Below are 1,758 nucleotides of genomic sequence, written 5' to 3'. Positions count from 1 at the left end.
CCGTGCAGGAGATCATCGGCCAGGGCATCCTGGAGAGGCTGAACGGGGATCTGCAACTTGCACGGGAGGTGACCCTGCTTGATGAACTTATGCGTCGGATCGGAAAAGATGAACCGGTCGCATATGGAATGGAAGCGGTAAAGGATGCAACCAATTGCGGAGCAGTCCAGACGCTCATGGTTGTTGACAGGCTTTTGCGAAATCCTGATGCCGCCTCTCTTATCACAAGGGCAGAAGAGATGCGTTCAGAGGTTGTCATTTTTTCATCGCGGTTTGAGCCTGGTGAACGGCTTATTGGTCTTGGTGGTATTGCCGCAATTCTTCGGTATGCGATAGGATAACTCCCTTTGAAAACGTATGATGTGAGTGAAGATCCGCGTCTTTCTTTTTGTTCTGGGGGCAGCATCCTGTTATAATAAACCGGTTGATGTTTAAACGGTGATCTCTAATATGTATTATGCATAATCTGGTGACCGGGATAAAAGACCAGGATCGCTGGGTAGTATTCATCATATCAATCACCGTGCTAATTTTTTTCACATCCTGGTTTGCGATATCTCATAATATTCATACAGTCATATCCCACCTGTTTTATATCCCAGTCATACTGGCATGCTGGCGGTTTCCAAAAATAGGAATTTTCTTTACACTGGGCATTGTGTCCGGATATATCACCCTTGAGTACTTCAGTTCAGATTCTCTGATAATGGACCTTGATGTTATCATCAGGTGCCTGATTATCATTTTCATCGGACTCGTGGTTGCCCTCCTTTCACTCAATCTGCATACACGGGAACAGCGGTATCGTCGACTTCTCTCGGCCATTGATACCGGGGTCCTGGTTATCAACCGCTCAGGGACGATACGATATGCAAATCCATATGCTATACGTGTCCTGGATCGCAAGGCGGCCTCCCTGAACGGATCATCTCTTCTGGATTTTGCTGGTTCAGATTCAAATCTTACTGCTTTTTTTGATGAATGTATAAAAAATGGACATATTGACACAACCCGTGAGATAGTTCTCAAGAGAAAGGATGGATTTCCGGTTCCGGTCCTTATAACCGGCTATTTACAGAAGGAAGAGGATTTGATCATTACCCTGACCGATCTCTCCGAAGAAAAGTGGATGGCCCATGAACTGGCCACCGGCCGGATGGTTATGACCACCCTGATGAATGCGATCCCCGAAGGCATTTTTCTTTCTGATATAAGAGGAACCATCATCGAGGTGAATGATTCCTGCAGGAGTCTGACCGGATGGACGAAGGGTTCCTCTCTCTCATCAGATAATGGTGGACTGATCTCCAAAAACGCTGGAGAGCAGATAAGACAGGCTCTCTCTCTGACAGCCCATGAAAAGCAGTCTAAAACGCTGCATCTTGATGTGGCAGCAGAAAATGAAGAGCGGCATTATGAGATCATTCTCACGCCAATACCTGATGATACCAACACCATTACCCGAATTGCAGGAGTCATCCATGATAGTACTACCCGTGAGAACTACCTGAAGCAGATCAGGGAGAGTGAAGCATATCTTCGGAATATTCTGGATGGCCTGCCTCTGGCAACCCTTGTTATCGGACCGGATCATAAGGTTCTCTCGGTAAACCAGGCACTTGCCATGCTTTTTGAACAGGAAGTCAATGACCTTGTGGGGACGTCCCGGCACGGCCACCTTCTCTATCCTGCCGGTGAGCGCCCGATGCTGTGTGATCTCATGGTCGAAGATGAGGTTGACGTACTGCTTGATCAGTG

At 47.3% G+C, this 1,758-nt stretch carries 1 protein-coding gene and 1 pseudogene; both read left to right on the top strand.

The annotated features are described in order from the left end of the window. Positions 1-341: pseudogene (locus tag PLA23_RS13110) on the top strand (mRNA surveillance protein pelota); the annotation flags it as partial. A 116-nt stretch (positions 342-457) separates the two neighbouring features. Beyond that, positions 458-1,758 (top strand): PAS domain-containing protein (locus tag PLA23_RS13105; RefSeq protein ID WP_324475486.1); only part of this gene is annotated, 1,301 nt, incomplete at its 3' end.

Origin of the sequence: Methanospirillum sp. (assembly GCF_035406105.1) — an archaeon.
Taxonomy (GTDB): domain Archaea; phylum Halobacteriota; class Methanomicrobia; order Methanomicrobiales; family Methanospirillaceae; genus Methanospirillum.
This window is presented reverse-complemented; position numbering and strand designations above follow the sequence as displayed.